General features: G+C 47.3%; 17 protein-coding genes. 10 read left to right on the top strand and 7 right to left on the bottom strand.

All coding sequences use genetic code 11. From position 1 onward, the window contains the following. Window positions 1-85: 85 nt before the first annotated feature. The 5 genes from amrB to JXQ28_08625 all read left to right on the top strand — a co-directional run bounded on the left by amrB (window position 86) and on the right by JXQ28_08625 (window position 4930). Window positions 86-1522, top strand: a complete 1437-nt coding sequence (amrB, locus tag JXQ28_08645) for an AmmeMemoRadiSam system protein B (GenBank protein ID MBN2277798.1) — start codon at window positions 86-88, stop codon at window positions 1520-1522. A 162-nt stretch (window positions 1523-1684) separates the two neighbouring features. Beyond that, window positions 1685-2677, top strand: a complete 993-nt coding sequence (locus tag JXQ28_08640) for an NAD-dependent epimerase/dehydratase family protein (protein MBN2277797.1) — start codon at window positions 1685-1687, stop codon at window positions 2675-2677. Beyond that, complete coding sequence (locus JXQ28_08635; protein ID MBN2277796.1) at window positions 2674-3096, top strand: hypothetical protein; 423 nt, start codon at window positions 2674-2676, stop codon at window positions 3094-3096. The genes JXQ28_08640 and JXQ28_08635 overlap by 4 nt, the downstream gene beginning before the upstream one ends. 19 nt (window positions 3097-3115) lie before the next feature. Beyond that, the gene (locus tag JXQ28_08630) at window positions 3116-4282 is read left to right on the top strand and encodes an aminotransferase class V-fold PLP-dependent enzyme (protein ID MBN2277795.1); all 1167 of its coding nucleotides are present in this window, start codon (window positions 3116-3118) and stop codon (window positions 4280-4282) included. A 138-nt stretch (window positions 4283-4420) separates the two neighbouring features. Continuing rightward, on the top strand, window positions 4421-4930 hold the full coding sequence (locus tag JXQ28_08625) for a DUF2914 domain-containing protein (GenBank protein MBN2277794.1): 510 nt from the start codon (window positions 4421-4423) through the stop codon (window positions 4928-4930). Between the two features lie 106 nt (window positions 4931-5036). Here the strand turns inward: JXQ28_08625 and JXQ28_08620 are convergent, their stop codons facing one another. The 5 genes from JXQ28_08620 to JXQ28_08600 all read right to left on the bottom strand — a co-directional run bounded on the left by JXQ28_08620 (window position 5037) and on the right by JXQ28_08600 (window position 9717). After that, on the bottom strand, window positions 5037-5420 hold the full coding sequence (locus tag JXQ28_08620; protein MBN2277793.1) for a hypothetical protein: 384 nt from the start codon (window positions 5418-5420) through the stop codon (window positions 5037-5039). Continuing rightward, the gene (locus tag JXQ28_08615) at window positions 5384-6217 is read right to left on the bottom strand and encodes a glycosyltransferase family 39 protein (GenBank protein MBN2277792.1); all 834 of its coding nucleotides are present in this window, start codon (window positions 6215-6217) and stop codon (window positions 5384-5386) included. Before JXQ28_08615 ends, JXQ28_08620 begins: the two co-directional genes overlap by 37 nt. 438 nt (window positions 6218-6655) lie before the next feature. Next, window positions 6656-7741 (bottom strand): SGNH/GDSL hydrolase family protein, encoded by a 1086-nt coding sequence (locus JXQ28_08610; GenBank protein MBN2277791.1) that lies wholly within the window; start codon window positions 7739-7741, stop codon window positions 6656-6658. Window positions 7742-7754: 13 nt separating this feature from the next. Next, window positions 7755-7934, bottom strand: a complete 180-nt coding sequence (locus tag JXQ28_08605) for a hypothetical protein (GenBank protein MBN2277790.1) — start codon at window positions 7932-7934, stop codon at window positions 7755-7757. 43 nt (window positions 7935-7977) lie between these two features. After that, window positions 7978-9717, bottom strand: a complete 1740-nt coding sequence (locus JXQ28_08600; protein ID MBN2277789.1) for a carbamoyltransferase — start codon at window positions 9715-9717, stop codon at window positions 7978-7980. Between the two features lie 369 nt (window positions 9718-10086). On the opposite strand from JXQ28_08600, the gene JXQ28_08595 reads away from it, so the two are divergent. From JXQ28_08595 to JXQ28_08580, 4 genes are all read left to right on the top strand, one after another. Continuing rightward, window positions 10087-10503, top strand: coding sequence for a hypothetical protein (locus JXQ28_08595; GenBank protein MBN2277788.1), 417 nt, complete (start codon window positions 10087-10089; stop codon window positions 10501-10503). A gap of 220 nt (window positions 10504-10723) precedes the next feature. Beyond that, window positions 10724-11458, top strand: a complete 735-nt coding sequence (locus tag JXQ28_08590) for a DUF4159 domain-containing protein (protein ID MBN2277787.1) — start codon at window positions 10724-10726, stop codon at window positions 11456-11458. 19 nt (window positions 11459-11477) lie between these two features. After that, window positions 11478-14888, top strand: coding sequence for a hypothetical protein (locus tag JXQ28_08585; protein ID MBN2277786.1), 3411 nt, complete (start codon window positions 11478-11480; stop codon window positions 14886-14888). Continuing rightward, complete coding sequence (locus JXQ28_08580; GenBank protein MBN2277785.1) at window positions 14878-16737, top strand: hypothetical protein; 1860 nt, start codon at window positions 14878-14880, stop codon at window positions 16735-16737. Before JXQ28_08585 ends, JXQ28_08580 begins: the two co-directional genes overlap by 11 nt. Window positions 16738-16740: 3 nt before the next feature. Here the strand turns inward: JXQ28_08580 and JXQ28_08575 are convergent, their stop codons facing one another. Then, window positions 16741-16992 (bottom strand): hypothetical protein, encoded by a 252-nt coding sequence (locus JXQ28_08575; protein MBN2277784.1) that lies wholly within the window; start codon window positions 16990-16992, stop codon window positions 16741-16743. 167 nt (window positions 16993-17159) lie between these two features. On the opposite strand from JXQ28_08575, the gene JXQ28_08570 reads away from it, so the two are divergent. Then, entirely contained in the window at window positions 17160-19916 is a 2757-nt protein-coding gene (locus JXQ28_08570) for a DUF2723 domain-containing protein (protein ID MBN2277783.1), read from the top strand. Window positions 19917-19965: 49 nt separating this feature from the next. Here the strand turns inward: JXQ28_08570 and JXQ28_08565 are convergent, their stop codons facing one another. Beyond that, window positions 19966-20439: a DUF2087 domain-containing protein gene (locus JXQ28_08565; protein ID MBN2277782.1), complete on the bottom strand. Its 474-nt coding sequence runs from the start codon at window positions 20437-20439 to the stop codon at window positions 19966-19968. Window positions 20440-20543 lie beyond the last annotated feature (104 nt).

The raw sequence follows: 20543 nt of genomic DNA, 5'->3' as shown, positions 1-20543 counted from the left end.
CGCCCATCTTTTTTGCCATTTCTCCTGTTTACAAGCGTAATCAATTTGTGTACATTGTTGCGGGTTTTGGATTAGAAGAACTGATATGAAAAATAATTTGGAAATAAGACGGCCGGCCGTGGCCGGCGCATTTTATCCCGGCGATCCGGTTGCTCTTTCACAGACCATCGCCGAGTTGTTTTCCAAGGCTGATAAAAAACCTCTCACCGGTCGGCCGATAGCGGTGATTGCCCCCCATGCGGGATATATGTATTCGGGGCTGACGGCGGCCCGGGCATACAAGCAGCTTGAGGGGTACAATTATGATACGGTGGTGGTTATTTCACCATCCCATACCGTTTTTTTCGCGGGGGCTTCCGTTTATGATGGGGGGGCCTATCAGACTCCCCTGGGTGAACTGGAAATCGACCGCAAATTATCCGAAGCTATAAGTTCAATCAATCCCGCGGTTTACCGCTCCAATAAGGGTCATACCGGCGGTTCAATCCGGGGTGAACACGCTCTCGAAGTACAACTGCCGCTTTTACAGCAGGTGCTTGGCAAGTTCCGGCTGGTGGCCATTGTTATGGGCGACCAGGAAGAAACTACCTGTTCTGCCCTGGGTGAAGTTCTGGCATCGGTGCTATCAAAACAGAATTGCCTGATTGTGGCTTCCACCGATTTATCCCATTTCCATAATGAAAAAGAGGCCCGTCGACTGGATAAAAATATCCTGCAAGCGATAGAGGAGTATGATACTGATAAATTACTGGGAATCCTTTCCTCGGGACGGGGTGAAGCCTGCGGCGGCGGTCCGGTAGTGGCAACTCTTATGGCCTCAAGAAAGTTGGGTGGTGAAAAAGTGGTAATCACCGGCTATTCTACTTCAGGGGAGACTACGGGGGATTTCTCGGAAGTCGTTGGTTACCTTTCGGCCGTCGTCGTCTCATCCAAAGAGGCTCCGCAGCGGAATCATGTCATGGGAACACCGCTTCGGAAGAAGCCCAATGTTCTGACCAAAACCGATAAAGACTATTTAAGAGAACTGGCCGTTGAATCCATCCGATCCGCTCTGAAGCGTCGGGAGCCGCAGTACCGCGAGCCTGAATCATGGATTCTCAAAGAAAACCGGGGAGCCTTCGTGACCTTGAAAATACGGGGTATGCTACGCGGGTGTATCGGTATGATCCGCGCCGCCAAACCTCTTTATGAAACGGTTCTTGAGATGGCCCGTGAGGCGGCCTTCGGAGATCCGCGATTCGTACCTCTATCGGAGGATGAACTGGATCATCTGGAGATCGAAATTTCGGCCTTATCCCCGCTGGCCCGTGTTGCCGACCTGAATGATATCCAGATTGGCCGGGACGGGCTGATGGTTATTCTCGGTTCTCATTCGGGATTGCTCCTCCCGCAGGTAGCCACCGAGAATAATTGGGATTTAACGACCTTCCTGGAGCAGACCTGTCTCAAGGCGGGATTACCCAAAATCAGTTATCGCGATAAAGCCGCTCAGATTTATAAATTTTCCGCTGATATTTTTTAGTCGATACCTGTTAAATCGGTTTATCGAATTAATCCTAATTTGGGAAAATACTCGATTTTGATGCGGTTAATATGGATCAGCCGCTACAGCCGCCGACAGCCTAATATAGCTCGTAATTCGATTTAGGTTGTCTTATGACAGGAGATAACGTACATTCGTTATATGCCCGAGGAAAACAAAAAAAGCATTCTGATTACGGGGGCGAATGGTTTTGTCGGCAGCAGGTTGTGTCGCCAGATGATTGCCGGGGGATACCATGTTATTGCGGGAGTCCGCGATGGGTGCGATGCCTCGCTTATCGATGATCTTAAGCTGGATTACCGGTTCGGCGATATTCTCCATCCCGAAACCCTGGCCGGAATGGTTGATGGTGTCGATTATATCATTCACAATGCGGGAGTGGTGAAAGTCAAAAACCCGGAGATGTTTTTTACCGTCAATCAGACCGGCACCATCAATATTCTCAATGCGGCCAAAACCAATAGCCGTTTGAAAAAATTGGTTTACATTTCATCGATGGCCGCTTCCGGCCCATCGCAACCCGGTTATCCCCGGACCGAGGATATGAAACCAGAACCAGTTACGGTTTACGGACGATCAAAGCTGGCCGGGGAACAGGAGGTTCTTCGGGAATCGAATCGGATTAATTCGGTAATTCTGAGGCCATCGGGAGTCTATGGGCCGGGTGATAAAGAAATGTATGCCTTTTTCGGTGTTTTGAATAACAGGATTAAACCGTATCTCGGTAATTTGAGACGCCGGATACAGTTAGTGCATGTTGATGATCTTGCTTTGGCCGCCGCCAAGGCTTTAAAAGCCGATACTGTATCAGGTTCGATTTATTTTGTTGCTGAAGGCAGAAGTTACAGCTACTATCAACTGGTGAAAAACCTTCGAAAGGCGGTTGGCAGATCAGGTCTTCCGATATATATTCCCGGTTTTATGCTGAAAATAACCGCTTTGGTATCGGAAAGGACCATGAAATTGCTCGGGAAAGTACCCATGTTTACAACGGATAAAGCCAAAGAGCTTCTGGGCAACTGGGAAGTGTCGGTGGTAAGGGCCGGAAATGATCTGGGATTCGAGGCGGAAATTTCATTTCCGGAAGGAGCCCGGGAAACGGTTTACTGGTATCGCGATGAGGGCTGGTTGTGATTTTTAGTTTTAAATTGCTGTCATATTGCCTGATTCTGGGCGGGGCATATCTGATTATTATTGACCTGATAATAGGGCGTCTTGAAAAACGTGTTCCGCTCCTGGGTGATTTCCCCCGGGAACTGGTCGAAGATAAGAATTTCGCCTGGTATTTTTACAATTTCATCGTTGAGTTCATTTTTTTCGTTATGATGCCTGCGGTTATTTATGATCGGTTCTATACGGTCATGCCGTTTTCCGGGATTCGCGGCGGCATGGCGGTCGGGCTGTTCCTGTTTGTGTTCGGGATGGTACCGCTGGCGATTCTCCATATTTTTCGGATTCGGATTCCGGCGGTTTTTATATTGTACCAACTACTGGGAATGATGCTTCGGGTAATCGGAACCATGACCATTATCGGTTACCTGTACTCACTGTAATATTCAAGGGTGAAACCTGATGAATAAAGAAACAATGAAAATGTTTGCGGAAGTACGGCGTAATTTCCCGCTGACGGATCAGAATAAGGGAATTACGTATTTAAACAGCGCTTCGACCGGACCGCTGTGCCGCCCGGTCAGAGAGGCTCTGGAACGGTACTATGATGCCGCTCAGTTTCTGGTCAGCGAGCATGATACGGCGGCCTTCGCGGATTTGGAGAAAATCCGCAAATTGGGGGCAAAGTTTATCGGAGCCGATTCTGATGAAATCGGTTTTGGTTTTCATACCGGGTTCGGATTAAATATTGCGGCTTTCGGGCTGCCTCTGAAACAGGGCGATGAGATTCTTCTCTCCGATATAGAATTCCCTTCCAATGTTTATCCCTGGCTGGCTTTAAGGGAACGCGGGATTGATATCAGATTTATCGAATCGAGCGATCACTTTTTCGATATAGATAAATTCGAACGGGCCATCGGCTCCAAAAGCCGGGTCCTGTCATTATCTTTCGTTCAATTTTTCAATGGTTATAAAAACGATCTGAAAAAGATTGGAGAAATCTGCCGGAAGCATGGCCTCTATTTCGTGGTGGATGGAATTCAGGGGTGCGGTCACCAGATTCTTGATATCCATGAATGTCAGGTTGATATCTTCTCCACCGGGGCCCAGAAATGGCTGTTATCGCCATTGGGAACAGGGTATTTTTATGTCCGGCGGGAACTTCAGAATAATTTGCAGATGCCATTTGCCAGCTGGCTTTCGGTTGACTGGAAATTGAATTTCGGGGATTTGTTTCATTATGATTTACCTTATTTCGATTCGGCAAGGAAGTTCGAGATGGGGACTTATCCTTATGCCCATGTTCATGCCATGGCGGCGGCCCTGGAGTTGATCGATAACCTGGGAGTGGAAAATATCCAGAAGCATAATCACAGTCTTCTGGATATATTAATCGACTACCTGAAGTCATCAAATACTTATACCGTTGTTTCATCGCTGGATAAGAATCATCGGTCGTCGATTTTATCATTCACGTCAAGCCGGGCGGGAGATTTATTTCAGGAATTGAAATCGCGAAAAGTAATATGTTCCTTCAGGCAGGGTGCTATCCGAATTGCCGTACACCTGTTCAATGACGAATCGGATATCCGGCGGTTGCTTGACGTTTTGGAAATTTTCGAAAATTAATTCTGATTGTCGCAAGGATTGCCGTCGATACGGAATCCGCATCACCGGGGAATTTCATCCGGAATTAAAAATCGTTGCGTATCAGTTTCAAAAATAGCTTTTTGGCTTTAACCGGAAACCAAATCAGAGGAGGAGAGCATGAGTAGAAAAATTCTGGCTATTATGATTCCGGCCCTGTTTGTCCTGGTGGCGGCGGGTTCGGCTCAGCAGTCGGAATCGACCAAAATACCGGTCAAGGCGGAACCTGTGACCCAGCCGGTCGATAGTATGAAAGCCCAGGCCGAGTCAAAGCCGATACCCAAAACAGAGCCCAAACCGGTCGTGGCATCGGGTATTACGGTCGAGGCCAAAATCTGTACCGGAATAGAGGAACGCCAACCGACCGGCGCGGCAGAAAAATTCCCCCCTGAAGTCGATATGCTGTACCTCTGGTCCCGGATCGATGGTTGTATGGATACAACCGTGGTGCATCATAAGTGGTATCATAATGGGATGGAGATGGCCAATGTTGAATTGCCAGTTAAAAGCGGCTACTGGAGGACATGGTCCTCGAAAACAATTCTGCCGTCTTGGACGGGAAACTGGGAAGTCAAGGTAACCGATGCCGAGGGTCGAGTTCTGGCGACGGTACCCTTTGTCATTGAATAGTCCCGAAGTGTGGTCTCGAATTCGCCATTGAGGCAGTCGAATATGTGGCGGGTGGACGATTGTTCACCCGCTTTTTTGTTGATACTTTCCGTTTCAGGTTACCCAACTATCCGTTGATATATCGGTAACCGATGCGCCAATGAAATCTACCGACAATGCGACCTAATTTCACAACCGGTTCGGTGGAGATTTCTCCAAGGCTGTTGAAATGGCCACCGAGGTTTGAATCTTCAAGGCTTCCACGGTCAAAGCTGACGAGAATTATATTTTTACCCGCGGCCATTGTTCCCGAAAGCCATTTATTCCATATCAAACTCTCGCCGCCCACAAGTCGTCGTCCGCCGAATTCGTACAATTCGTCATATAAGTCGGCATCATTAAGATCATAAATATTATTACTGTCATCGTCATAAAAGCTCAACTCGCTTGACAACCAGTAATGATCCATGCCGATTATAATGGTTCCTGACCCGATTCCGCCGTATCCCATGCAACCAGCGGCAGGGCCGCAATCCAGACCGGTTCGGTCCAGTTCAGCTTGAGTTGGCTGTGCAGACTGAAAATAATAAAGACTGCCAGCGGTATTAAAGTATAAATCATCAAAAACAGGCGATTTCTTCCGGTTGGTTTTGCTTTGGCATATGAATCCGGGATTGGCCGGTTTTTTTTAATAGGGACCTTGACTACCGCCACCAGGCCGGTTGGCGTAAGAAGGATTAATGCGCCGCCCAGAAGCAAATGCAGAGAAAACTTCGAATCACCCGACCAGCGACGCGGACCCTGGAAGAAGAATGAGGCCCAGTCGTTATTGTAATTCCAGATAATAACCGGGGAAAAGATGACTGCGGCCATTATGGCGGCCAGATACGGCTCCGGGCGAGCGAGCCAGCGCCGCGATTTTCTGTCTATCAAGATAAAAGCCAGGGTCGCTATGTCCATCAGCCCAATGGTATATTTGGAGAGAAGTCCCAAGCCAAGGGATATTCCGACACCATACCAGGCATGCCTCTTTTGCCCCAATAAAGCTCTTTCCAGGAAATATAGGGCCGCCGACCACGCCGCATACATCGGCAAATCGGGGGTCATAAAACACCCGGTGGTGAAAAAAATCGGGAGGGCTACAATCAGAACCAGACTTCGAATGGCGGTCGATTTATCGAACAGGTTAATGGTCAAACGGTAGAGAAACAACGCGGCAATAACCCAACTGATAAAAGCAGGCAGGCGGACGGTGAATTCATTGTTACCCAACAGGTGAGTCGAAAGCCAGATCAGCCACCCCACCATCGGGGGTGATCGAGATATCCGATATCAATATGCCGGGCGTAATTCTAGTAATAGGCTTCTTCAGGAAGAAGATCTATCAATCCGGAAAAAACCAGCCTGAGGATAATGAAGTAGGCTATGATTATAATGGCCGGTTTTTACCAATCGTTCGATGACTTTTTTTCGTCTTGAATAGAGTTCATTTTATTCTATTTGTTTTGGTCACGAGATATTAGGCCCATCATTCAGTTGTTTGATTTTCAAAGGTGAATAATGATAATCCGGCAATATTCGATTCCTTCATAGGCAGAGTGCTGACAACCGGATACCAATCCCGGCGATATATCAAATGCCGGAATATAAGATTATCCTTTCCCCCCAATTTGCCCGTAATATAATATGTATTTCCAGTTTACCGGTAACAGGTTTTCATGGATAATTGTTCCTCCTGCAAGTCTTTTAATTTACTCCCCTATTTAATATCTGCGGATTTTTTTTAATAAACCCGTAAATTGTTTCCGCCGCCACCCGGTGACCACGGGCGTTGAAATGGATCGGATCATAAGCGGCATCATCGAATAAATCGTCATATTTATCGAATTCAGCCGCGAGATCCACCATGAATGTTTCGGTACTGCTGGCCACCAACCGGGTTTGCCTAATATAACATTCGTGATAAGTATGCATCAGGGAACGACTTCCCGGCGGATAATAACCTGTCAGTGAAGGAATTGGCGAGGTAAGTAGAATCGGCGTGAGACCTTTTATCCGACAGGCTTGAATTATGGCCGTCAGGTTATTATTTAAATCGGTCTCGCTTACCCGATAAACCGGATTCTCTTTTATCAATTTAGTTCGCAGCGGTTGTTCCACAGCCGAAAGAGCCAGCTTTTTTATCAGACGGTAGATTTTCAGGCGGGAAAACAGATTCTGAAGATCGATGATAAATTGCGGCGGCATTTTCTGTTCACAGTCGGGTATGTTATCGGCAGCGGCCCATTGATCATTCCAGGCAAACATAATCAGGACCACTCGGGGTTTCAGAGGAAGAATATCCGATTGAAAGAGACGCCGTCCCTGCCATGAGCTGTACCCCGGAATACCCGCGTTAATTACTTCAACCTGAGGCAAATCTGAATCGCTGTCGATTAGTTTCTTCAATTGGTTGATATATATCCCGCTGTCATCAATTCCCCAGCCGAAGGTGCAGGAATTGCCAAGAGCCGCGATTCGGATTTTATCGGTTTGGAGATCGATTTCATCACCGCGCAATCCAAGGGAGTTGATATGATAGGTTTTGTTCTCAAAGAAACGGGACGAGACGGTTTGTGAGGGGCGAAAACGCCAGAAAAGATTTTTATCTTTCTTGAATACTTCCAGGTAATCCAGGGCGCGGTTGACCAGAAAAAATCGGTTTTCGAAACGGGTGTTAATCGGGATAAGTGTCAAGATTAATTCGCTTACAAAAAGGAAGGCCGGAATCGAGACCAGCATAAGAGTGATCTTCCAACCGCGCGGGATTTTTTTTATATTATTGGCAGTCAATCCGGATTTCCGCCTAAAAGAGGGAATAGATGAACGGGGCCAGGGCTGATGATTCGGTGAAGACAATCAGCAGTGACAGCAGGATTAAGAATAGAATAATCGGGGTCAACCACCAGCGTTTGGAAGTTTTAAAGAAATACCAGAATTCCCCGAAAATTTTCAGGCGGTCTTTGATAGTTTGAATAAACGTCATATTTTAAATATAAAAGACATCGGTGAATCTTCAACCGAATTTTTCAATCATGACCGCTTACGATTTTGAATTCGGAGAAGTCCGGTAAAACCAGTCTTTCTTTTTCCAGAAAATAATCTTCAATCAGGAGAATATCAATCCCCGAGGAAATAAATGTGGCAAAGGCTTCCTCGGGCGTTCGGACAATCGGATGTCCGCGCAGATTTAATGAGGTGTTGAGCAAAACCGGCACGCCCGTAATTTTTTCGAATTCTTCCAACAGGCGATATAGAATCGGATTGGATAAAGGATCCGCTGTTTGAATACGGGCGGTTCCGTCGATATGGGTTACCCCCGGAATAACCGATTGCATCTCTTTTTTAACTTCAAAATTGAAAAGCATATAAGGCGACTTGACCGCCCCCTCAAAATAACGGGCGGCTTTTTCCTCGATAATCACCGGTGCAAATGGCCGAAACGGCTCGCGAAATTTAACGGCCTTGTTGATCTTCTCCTTTACTGCGGGATCGCGCGGATCGGCCAAAATCGACCGGAAACCGAGCGCCCGCGGTCCGAACTCCATCGCTCCATTGAAGAGTGCCACGATTTTACCTTCAGCCAATTTCCCGGCGACCAGGCGGGTTCTATCATTTTCATCCAATCTCCGATATGGCACCCTGATTTTATTTAAAAAGGTTCCAACCTGATCGGAAAAATAGGCCGGGCCCAGACCGAAGTATGGCTGACTTTCGGTCTTTGGCCGATCGGTCAGAGAATGCGAGATATATAACGCCGCTCCGACTGCCCCGCCGCTGTCCGACGAGGCCGGTTGAATATAAATATCATCGAATAAACCGCTTGAAAGTAATTTGCCCGCCGCCGCGCAATTAAGTGCCACCCCGCCCGATAGACAAAGGTTTTGCCGGCCGGTGATGGTCCTGGTATGAGAGGCCATCTTGTAAATTATTTCCTCGGTTACCTGTTGAATCGAAGCCGCGATATCGCGATCGGAATCGGTCAATTCCGCTTCCGGTAAACGCCTCGGACGGCCGAATAATTTTACGAAACCTCGTCCAGTCATTTCCAGGCCGGAATGAAAACGGAAATGTTTCAAATTCAGGACAATCGAGCCATCATCACAGATTCGAACCAGGTTTTCTTTTATCAGGTCGACATATTTCGGCCGGCCGTATGGCGCCAATCCCATGACTTTGTATTCCGCGGAATTAACCCGGAACCCGAGAAAATAGGTGAAAGCAGAATAGAGCAGACCTACCGAATGCGGGTAGTTCATCGCCTGCAGAAGACGAATCCGGTTACCCTCGCCGATACCGATCGAAGCGGTGGCCCATTCGCCGACCCCGTCGATGGTCAAAATAGCTGCTTGTTTGAAAGGCGAGCCAAAATAGGCTCCAGCGGCATGGGATAAGTGATGCTCGACAAACAGCACCTGGCCCCGATAGTCTAATTGTTTTTTTATAATAATCGGTAACCACAGTTTTTCTCTCATCCAGACTGGGATAGCCAGTCGAAAAGCCCGGTATGAGAATGGAACGGTTTGAAGATAACCGTTGAGTATCCGGTCGAATTTGATCAGGGGTTTATCATAGAAAGTGACTTTATCCAACCCATTGATATCGATTTGGCCTTTTTCAAGGCAGAAATGAATAGCATTGATGGGAAAAGCGGCATCATGTTTGATACCGGTGAAGCGTTCTTCAAGTGCCGCCGCTGTCAGGTGACCATCCTTGACAAGGGCGGCCGCGGAATCGTGATAGAAACATGAGATTCCCAGGACATTCATTTTTTAACTCTGATGTGAGGCTTTTTTGAGATCAAAATCACCGGATTCGATTTTTTGCCAGTTGCTTTTGCCGCTGAATTTATTCCGCAGGGGATCAAATCCAAACAGCCGGAATAACAAACCAAGCGGCGTGAATATCAAAAAATAAAAGAGAAATAATACAATTTCGGTATTTACCCTTCCGATAAAATGGGCGAATTTGGTCCACCCGATCCAGAGTTTTTTAAGGAATAATTTCATCCCAGATTATATTAAATGATTAACCGGCTCTTGGCAAGCCGCGTCCCGAAATGTTTATCTTTTATTTTCGAATCAGGAGAGTTATTTTAACGCCAATCGGGAGCCTTTAATTTTCAATTGGAGCGAATTATGAACTCATTACGATCGTTGATATTATACTGGATCTTTTTATTTTCGGTCGCCGGACCGGTGTTTTCTTTACCGACCATTGACGGACGGGTGTTCGGATTATACCCGATCACCAACGAAATTTCATTATTCAGGAATGTCGATGATGCCGGTTTTGACCGGGGAACGACGGTTCAGGTGGTTGCCATTAACAGCTTCAAAATTTTGACAGAATTCACGTTTGAATTTACGGCCGATTTCAATTATGAACTGTCCTATGATGTCATCAATGATCAGCGGGATTATTTTCGGGATCATTATATTGAGTTATCTCTGGTCAAACCGATCGCCGGCCATATAGCTATCAATTATCAGCGGGTCATTTCTACTTTTGAAAATGATTCAATCAACCAGGTGGGTTTGCGGATTTCGTTTTAAACAGGCCAAAAACGCTGTTTATCCGGGATTTTTATGATTTTTTGGACTTGACAAGGGCAGTATTTAATATATATTTTATTTATCTTTATACATAATCCCTCCCACCTCTTGGCTTGCAAGAGCCAAGGGGTTTTTTTGCCCATATCCGATTCCCGGACAACATTTTTTCGCCGAAAACCCGATTTTTAGAGTATATTATATGATATAACCGGGTATAATTATGATCCGAATTGCACTACTTGCCTGTTTACTGGCCATTTCGACGAATCCGCTTACCCTGGCTCAGAGCCGGGGAGGAGATATTTTAATGCCGCAACAACTCCTTCCGACTCCTGTTCGGAGTAGTCCCCCGATTAATCCCTCGGCGGTAACCATAGCTCGATTGCATTATGGAGGAGGCGGCGATTGGTACTGGGGGAGTTCGGCCCTTCCCAATTTACTTAAATTTATCAGGAATAACAGCAATTTGCCAGTGGATACGGTTGAAAAGGTAGTCCAGATCATGGATGACAACCTGTTTCGCTATCCCTTTTTATTTGCCACCGGACATGGTTTGATGAAATTCAGCGATGATGAACGGGAAAGACTGAGAACCTATTTATCCCATGGCGGTTTTTTGTTTATCAATGATTCCTATGGCATGGATAAAAATCTCAGGGTGGAGTTGGCTCGTCTTTTCCCGGAACGCGAACTGACTGAAATTCCATTCGAACACGAGATCTATCACAGTTATTATGATTTCCCCGGCGGGCCACCCAAGATCCATGAACATGATAAAAAAACCGCGCAGGGTTTCGGTATTATTATCGATGGCCGGGTAGTGCTTTATTACCTGTACGAATCCGATATCGGCGACGGCTGGGAGGACCCGCAGGTACACAATGATCCGCCGGAAAAAAGAGAGGCGGCCCTCAAGATGGGTCTGAACCTTCTTGCCTACGCCTTGAGTCATTAAAAAACGGAAGTGGTATATTATGGCCGATACCGAGAAAATAGTCGCATTGAAAAAGAGAATAAAAAATATCCTTCTCAAGGAACGGTTGATTTTATTTCTGGCCGGTATTCTGGGAACATTCTCCGGCCTGCTGGCGGTCTGGATAGTCCTTTCACTTCTGGCCGGAATTGTTATACTGCCGGTCTGGACTAAGATTGGATTATTAAGTGTAGCCGGGCTTTCTACCTTCTATGCCTTCTGGCGACTAGCCTTTTCGCGATTTTTCCATGGGACGCCGGAATCGGTTGCTATTCGGCTGGAACAAAAATTCCCGGGTTTGAAAGGGCGTTTAATTGCCGCCTTGCAATTTTCCGCATCCCCCGAGACAGAAAAAATCGGGTATTCCCCGGATTTGATTGAAGCCACTCTGATCCAGGCTGCGGAGACTGCAAATGGATTAAATTTCAATGAGATTGTCTCGCCCCACACTCTGTGGCGTAATCTGAAAACGCTGGGTATATCAACGGCCCTGGCATTATTACTGTTGTTTGTTTTCCCGGGTCTGTTTTCATATTCGTATCAGGTTTATTCTAATCCGACCGAAACTGTCGCACCACCCCTGGGGTATCAACTCAAAGCTTACCCGGGAAGCGGACTGGCAGTGAAATACCGTGATGTCGATCTGGGAGGGGTGCTTCTTGGAGATAAATTCCCCGAAGCGGCCACCGTTTACTACAAATTCGCCGGTGGTATCTGGCAGAAGACCGAGATCGAATTGACGAATCGGCCCCGTATCTCCGGATCTCTCGGAGATTCCCTGATGTTTTTCACGACTCTCAAACAGGTTCGCCGGTCTGTTGACTACTATGTCAAAGCCGGACGCGAAACCACCACGGTTGAGCATATCGACGTGGTTGATCGTCCGAGAGTGACCGGGATTAAGATGTCCATGTTTTATCCGCAGTACACCGGTTTACAGCCAACCGTTATTGATGAGAATGAAGGTTCGATATCGGCGGTGTACGGCACCCGGGTCAATATGCAGATCGAAACCAACTTGCCGGTCGTCCGGGCGGAAATGGTTTTCGCCGATTCCTCTCGTGCGCCCTTTACCATCTCCGGTCAGACAGCCGAGCAATCTTTCAGGATTGAGCAGGATTGGAGTTATTATATTTACCTGGTCGATGTGCAGAATGAGGTCAACCCGGATCCGATAGAATATCATATCACTTCCATCCCGGATGAATATCCTGTAATTGATGTCATCCGCCCGGGCATTGATGTCAATCTTAACGAGGAAATGATAGTTCCGCTTCTGGTGAGAATTTCCGATGATTATGGTTTCTCCTCGCTGGTGTTGAAATACTCCATAGTCTCGGAAGGACGGAAGAGCGATGAGAATGTGGCGGTTCTTCATTTCAACGATCGTATCAAAACCGAGGGAGAAATAAATTTCAACTGGAATGTGGAACCACTTAATTTGATGCCCTCAGACTATATTCAGTACCATTTTGAGCTGGCCGATAATGATCGGATCAGCGGTCCCAAAATAACTTCATCGCGGGTTTATATCGCCCGGTTGCCCTCGCTCGAGGAGATAATCGCCCAAACCGATGAGGAATACAATCAGAATATTGATAGATCCGAGCAGTTTTTAAAGGCCTCCAAAGATCTGGCCGAGCGGCTCAAGAATATCGCCCGGAAACTCGACCAGGATAAGGGTCAGACCGATCAAAAACTGCCCTGGCAGCATAAAAAAGAGCTGGAAGAAATCGCGCGGAAGAATGCCGAGATTTCCGAGGAGATGGATAAAACTGCCCAAAAAATAGATGAGATGGTTAACCGGTTGCAGGAAAACCGGCTGGCCAGCCGAGAACTCCTGGAAAAGCTGGCCGAGATTCAGAAGCTGTTCGAGGAAGTCGCTACCCCGGAAATGAAAGAGGCCCGACTGAAACTTCTTGAGGCTCTCAAGCAGATGGACCCGCAGAAACTCGATGAAGCCATGAAAGATTTCCAGCTTTCGCAGGAAGAGATGATGCAGCGGCTGGAGCGGACTATTGCCCTTCTAAAGAAAATGAAAGTCGAGCAGAAAGTTGAAGCCATGACCGAGATGGCCCGTGAACTGGTTGAAAAGCAGACCCGGGTCAATGAACAGACGGCTGATGCAAAATCAGAACAATTACCCTCGCTGACACCGGCCGAGCAGAAAGTCAAACAGGGTCTGGAAGGCCTGAAAAAGGAGGCCGCCAATCTGCGCCAGATGCTCGGAGCGACCCAATACCAGAAGGCCAATGAGGCGGACCAGTTCTGCAAGGCGGTTGAAAACAGCACCGCCGGGGAGAACATGGAAAACATGATGAATAATCTGGATGGGATGAAAAAAGAAAAATCACTTCAGGAGGGAGACCAGGCACGTTCGAAATTACTCTCCATGCTCGATAAACTTCAACAGGGTCAGCGGAGTATGTGCCGCGGCGGCGGGCAGGAAGTGGCTCGAAAAATGCGTGAGGCCATTGATGATATCAATTACCTGTCCAATGAAGAAGAGGGACTGATTGGCGATGCTGCGTCATTTCAGGGGGAATCGGAAGTCCTTCGTGATCTGGCCGCCCAACAGCAGATTGTCAAGGAATCGGTTGGGGGACTGGAACGCCGGATTGAGGCCCTTGGCAAAGAATCGCCTTTTATTGCCGCCCAGTTACAGAGCCTGATCCAGAAATCGATGGGGAATCTCGATCTGGCAATCGATCAGCTAAGTGACCGTCATGGCTCGCAGGCCATCCAGTACCAGCGTGAGGCGCTTTATAATTTGAATCGAGCAGCAGTCCAGATGCTTGATGCCCTGGAATCACAGAAAAACTGCGATAAAGGCGGCAATTGCGACAAACCATCACAAAAATTGAGTTCCCTATGCGATAAGCAGATGGAGCTTAATCGGCAGACCCAGTCGCAATGTCCCAATCCGAGCCAGATGAATCCAGGCGGAGAGGAAGCTATGCGGCGTTTGGCCGGCGAACAGGGGACTATCCAGAAGTCACTCCGGGAACTGCAGGATGAATTCGGCAACAGCCGGGAAGTCCTGGGTCGTCTGGATGCTATTGCCGATGATATGCAGAAAGTGATCGATGAACTCAGTAGCGGCGAAGTCGGGCAGAATACCCTCGATCGCCAGTTGAAGATATATTCACGGATGCTCGATGCTTCACGAACCATGCAACGTAAAGACTTTACCGAGCAACGCAAGGCCTCGGTTGGGGAAGATGTCCTTCGCAATTCACCACCGGCTCTTTCTGGCGACCAACTTCAGGGCGGATTGGATATTGAGGATCGGTTGCGCCGATTCCTTAATGAAAGCTATCCCCCGGAGTACGAACAGCATATCAAAGCCTATTTTAAAGCCCTGCTGGAACAAATCGAAAATAAGGGAAATCCTGAACAGAATGAAAATTAAGCTACTTTCGATTTTGATATTGATGTTTGTGGCGATGTCTGGATTTGTCGGAATCGTTCTGGCCGATGATCAATCGCCCAAAGCCATCCCCGGTTTGAAGATGGGCAACGAAAGCGGGAAGGCGAGATCAGCCGCCGATGAAATAGCTATGGTTCGGCAATTCATGAGTCGCGGAGCTTATATTAGTGCCGCCGATATGCTGGAAGATATGTATTCGAAGGATCCTTCCAATCGTGAGGTGGTTGATCTTTTATTGACTTGCTATGACATTCTCAAGGCCTATCCCAAAGCCGAATTGCTGTTGAATCGACAGCTTGAAAAAAATCCCTTCGATTATCAATACCATGACCGCCTGCTGGAAATCTATTTGCGGCTTGGAGTCGATTCCGTTATCACCACCTGCCTGTCCAATATTTTGATCAGGTTTCCCGGTAATCCCGATGTCTATCGATCGATTATCGCCAAACTGGTGCTTTTTGGCTACAATGACCGGGCGGCCGAGATGATTGCCGAGGGCCGCCGGACATTCGGAAACGTGGCCCTTTTTGCCATGGAAAACGCCTCGATTCTGGAAATCAAGGGGGAATATTATCGAGCGGTCAGGGAGTATTTTACGGCGGTTCAGAATGATAGTTTACTTAAACCTCAGGTGGATCGAAAACTTTCTCTTCTTGTTCGCTATCCCGATGCTCCTGATGAAGTCATCCGGGCGCTTCGAGAAATCACTGATAGTCTGCCGGGGAACCTTTTCGCTCATACTGTGCTCCAGGAAGCCTACATGACCGGCCGCCGCTATAGCGAGGCCTTTGATGTCAGTCTCAAGGTTGATTCCCTGATGGCGGGTGACGGTCGGCAATTGCTTGTTTATCAACGTCGATGTTATGAACGGCGGCTTTATGACCAGGTTATCCGGGTGGCCGAATATATTGAACGCCGCGATTTTAACAGGGATATTATTTCGGATTATAAATTTTATTATGCCGATGCCCTGGCCCAGTCCGGCCGGCCGGCGGAAGCGCTAACCCAATATTCCGAAATAGTGAAAAAATATCCCCAGCGGCGCGATCAGGCCCGAGCGCTAATTGAGATGGGGCGGGTGTACCGTTACCAGATTCGTGATTACGATTTAGCCCGTGTTTATTTCGATTCGGTAGCGGCCATGCATCACGGCGGGACTTTTTATGCTGAGGCAATGGAAGAAATGGCCCTGATGGCGATGGTCGAAGGGCAACTCGATTCGGCCGAAGCGGCCTTCGATCGCATCGGGACGTTGCGGAATCAGGAGGAATTAACCGAAAAAATTGACTACCATCGAGCCATGATTCTGCTCTTTCGGAAAAAATACGAGGAGGCTGATCTGGCTTTCAGAAAGTTAATGACGATCTTTCCACGCGGCTTTTATTTCAATGACGCCTTGGCCAACAGCCTGAATATTCGCGAATCCCAATTGGGGTATCCTAAGGCCCTGGATAAATATACCGAGGCACTTTATTATGAAGTCAGGCTGATGCCCGATTCGGTCGAGGAGCGATTTCGGGAAGTCATCGGGATGGGAGAGACACCCCTGGTCGGTCAATCATCCTACCGGCTGGCCGGATATTATCTGGAAATGCAGGATACCATTTCTGCCCTTGAAGTGATCAATGAAATGGAAAGGAATTATCCCGAGGATTATTATTTTCCATATTGCCTGAAAATGAGAGGAGATATTCTGGCTCAGGGAGAAGCAACCAAAGACCGGGCGGCTGAAATATACAGAACCCTGTTGGGGAAATACAATACCTATCCGTTTATCGGCGAAGCCCGTGAGACGCTTCAAAAAATCAAATTACTTCAGCCGCCCAGTTAATGATTAAAAATCAGCCGAGACTTTTTCTTTATCGTTCTCCAGCTTTTTCAGTGTCATTTCGAGATTGTGAACCCGGCCCTGTAATTCTTCCATCCTGGCCGCCTTGATTTTAATCGTGGTTCGGACCAGTAAAGCCAGTGAAATCAACATGAATAAAACCGAGTTAATCTGACGGAAAATCTCGCCATAATTGACTATGGAATCCAGAAAAGCGGCTATGCCCAGAAAAAAAAGAATGGCACACCAGATGAACATGTATCCTCCTGATTTTTTTGGTCTTTGATCTCTTCCTAATGGTATAATTTTTGTTGTGAATTATGCTTTTATAATTATATTTGAGCCAAATTTTATTCAGGTTTCATTAACATATATTGACTTATATGATTATCGGTAAGAGGATATTAGAGCTTTAGGAGGTCCTTTTGGATAAGACCAACTCATCCCCCGGCGGATTTGATAAAATAAACGCGATTATTGGCGGCCTGGTCCTGATTTTCAGCCTCATTGTCTATCAATTAACCGTTGCCCCCACACTATCTTACTGGGATTGTGGTGAATTTATAGCATGTTCCCATATTCTGGGAATCCCGCATCCACCCGGGTCTCCACTTTTTATTGTGATCGGTAGGATTTTTTCGGTACTGCCTTTGGTTTCGGATATTTGTATGAGAATTAACCTGATATCTGTTATTACTTCGGCTATAGCTGTGCTCTTCGGATACCTTTCGGTGGTAAGAATGATCCGGTTTTGGCACAATGATATGTCGGCTGACGGCTGGTCAAGAATTATCACCTATCTGGGCGGAGTGACAGGGGCTTTATTTATGGCCTTTTCAACCACCTACTGGGGGAATGCGGTCGAGGCGGAAGTTTATGGCATGTCCTTGATGCTGATGACAATCATTCTCTGGCTGATGCTCAAATATTATAATGTCCGGGGAACGATGGAAGGAACCCGGATTATAATTCTGGCCTGTTACCTGGCGCTTTTGGGAGTGGCGGTTCATCTCACCACATTTCTGATTATGCCGGTTGCCGCCATATTCTTTATTCTGAAAAAAGATTCTCCCCCGAAAGCCTGGATTATTCTCTGCTGTTTATTCGTAGCCGAACTTCTGGCTATTTTTATCTTCTCCAATATGGAATTCGGTTATCAGGCCTTTTTGTTTGCATCGGTTTTAATGATGATGGCGGTGGTTTTTTTCACCTTCAGGTACATCAACTGGCCGGTTTTAATCGGGATCGGTGCCTTCTCACTGATTATGATCGGATTTTACCAGTTTATTTATGGTCTTCTGGCAGGCTTAATTGTCATGCTGGTTATCGCTTTTGTGGCTCGTAAGCTGGACTGGAGAACCGGCCTGGTGATAATCATTCTTGCCGTGGTCGGATATTCCTTCCACCTTTTTATTCCCATTCGTTCCGGGGCGGAACCTAATCTCAGGATTGATGAAAACAATCCGTCGCGGGATTTCAGCATAGCTCCCTGGGCATTTTTCGACGGGAAAAACAAGGCTTTTATCAATTATCTTGATCGCAAGCAATACGGCAGTGAATTAATGGTTGAGCGTTCCTTCAAGCGGCGGGGAACATGGGCGCACCAATTCGGACGTCACCCGCACATGGGTTTCTGGAGTTATTTCGAGGAGCAGTATGGTTTGAAATCGATCCATCTGATTATCTTTATTATCGGATTGTTCGGGACCGCCTTTGCCATAATGCGCCGTCTTGAGGTAGGTTTGCCGTTTCTGATATTACTTCTTCTGGCGTCGGTGGGGTTGGTTCTCTATATGAACTTCGCCGACGGCATCAAGTATAATCCGGTGTCGGGCGATGCCTATCTTGAGGTTCGGAACCGAGATTACTTCTTCACCCCGGCCTTTGCCTTTTTCGGACTGGCTATCGGGCTCGGGCTGGCCGCCCTGATGGAGGTGGTCAGGAAAGAAACGGCTTCGAAAAGTTATCAAAAGCCACTTCTGGCGATTATGTCACTTCTGGTTTTACTGCCGGGATTTCCTCTGGCCAATAACTATTTTTGCAATGATCGATCCAAAAACTATTACCCGCTGATATATTCGCAAAATATTCTGAACACCTGCAAGGAAAACGCCATCCTGTTTACCTCGGGAGATAACGATACTTTTCCGCTCTGGTGTGTGCAGGAAGTTTACGATCATCGCAAGGACGTCCGGGTAGTCAACCTCTCCCTTTTTAATACCGACTGGTATGTGGAACAGATGAAAAACCGCTATGGTGTTCCAATTTCGCTGAGTGATGACCAGATTCTGTGGAATGATTATGAGTACCGCGGACAAACCGTTCGCCGTCCGGAAAAGCCGTTCTATGACCGTCCGCGAAAACGGCGAACCTACTTAATTCCAATGCCTTTTGAGGGCCGGACGGTGAAACTTCAGGATATGATGGTCGATGAGGTCGTTCTTGAGAATAAATGGCGGGATCCGGTTTATTTCTCGTCGGAACCGTATGCCGAATCGCCCCTGAAGCTGAGGGATATTTCGGTTGCCACCGGGATTTTATACCGGCTGGATACGGCTAACTGGCCGCGAGGAATCGATGCCGAGGAAGGATCCCGGTTGTATCATGAGGTGTATCGTTACGACGGACTCGACGATCCCACTATATATCGCGACGAAAACGCCACCGGGGTTATGATGACCCTTGGTTTCAATGCCCTCAGAATCGCCAATGAATTTCATCGGACCGATCGAATCGATCGAGCCAAGGAAATCCTTACTTTTATAATAGGGAAATACCCGGAATTCCTTCAGGCTTATGCGCAACTTTCGGATTATTATAAAGCCGAAGGCGACAGCGCCGCGGCCGATTCCATTCTGGCGCAATTCGAGGGCGTGGTCAAAGATCTTCTCGCCCGCGATCCCCAGAACCAGTTTTATCTCGGGGATCTGGGATTGGTGGAACACTATCGCGGCCGTTCCGAGGACGGCGTACAGCATCTCTGGGACGCCTTTCGATTGAATATGAGTAACGGTCATGCCTATCACAAGCTGGCCCAGACTCTTTTTGAAACGCGGCGGATGACCGATCTTTACAATGCCACCATGATGTATGCCGATTATAAGAATAATATGGATGATCCTCTGGTTCGACAGATAATGGGAAGTGTCCGCCAGCAAAGCCCGATTCCCGGGACGCCGTGAGATATGAGGCAGAATATTTTAAGGACCGCCATGATCGGCGGTCCTTTTTTTATTTCTGAAAGATATAAGTCCCGTTTCGGTGATACTTGCCCTGGGATCTGGTCATCATCCGTTCCATAATGAATTCCCGACGGACCGTGCAATAATCCTCAAAATGCCCGGAAATGATATTATTGACCTCCTTTTCAGTATACACCCGGTCGAGATCGAAATGGCGAAGAATGTATTCCAGAATATATTTTCTTTTTTTCCGCTGGGCCGGCAGGGCAGTCACCCGGCCGTTTTTAACGAAATTGCCTATGATCTTTTCGCCCGGATAGACTGTTCGCCGGTTGGAATGCTTCTCCAGCCAGGTCCATAGATCGGTTTCGGCAATCCGCCAGTCCTTGCCGATTTTATAACCGGGAATATCCCCCTGCTGTAATTTCCGGGCGATAACTTGGACATTCATCTTGAGGATATCAGCCAGCTCGGTGGTGGTGAAAAAGCGGGGAGACGTATTTGGATTTTGTTTATTTTCCATTTTGCAGACCCTCACTATAATTAATAACGTATTATATGGTATTTTAACGTATTGTCAATGGTTTTGTTGCATAATTGTGGACCATAATTCATTTGACTTAATTG

The organism is Candidatus Zixiibacteriota bacterium, assembly GCA_016933955.1.
In the GTDB taxonomy this organism is placed as follows: Bacteria; Zixibacteria; MSB-5A5; order GN15; family PGXB01; genus JAFGTT01.
The sequence above is the reverse complement of the archived record's forward strand: the minus strand, read 5'-3'. Positions and strand labels throughout refer to the sequence as shown.